The organism is Klebsiella sp. K47 (assembly GCF_051858335.1).
Taxonomy (GTDB): domain Bacteria; phylum Pseudomonadota; class Gammaproteobacteria; order Enterobacterales; family Enterobacteriaceae; genus Klebsiella; species Klebsiella pneumoniae.
The window spans coordinates 1-222 of sequence record NZ_JBPYUI010000440.1; the positions used below are offsets into that span (position 1 = coordinate 1).

The following is a 222-nucleotide window of genomic DNA, read 5'->3' on the forward strand; positions in this document are numbered from 1 at the left end:
GACTGCCGTTAAATGATTCAATAAACGGGTTATCCGTTGGTTTTCCGGGGCGGGATAAGTCCATTGTGACCCCGTGCTCATACGCCCATTTATCCAGACTTTTCGAAATAAACTCACTGCCGTTATCTGTCTGAATACGTACCGGCAGGCGCTTGCCCAGCACCCGTAACCTTTCCATCACACCGACCACATCCTCACCTTTCAGCGACTTTCCGGCATGGA

1 protein-coding gene is annotated in these 222 nt (G+C 50.9%); it reads right to left on the reverse strand.

Features of this window, described 5'->3' with window-relative positions; genetic code table 11:
- The coding region (locus RRF55_RS28705; protein WP_281157930.1) for a DDE-type integrase/transposase/recombinase at positions 1-222 on the reverse strand (222 nt) is incomplete at both ends.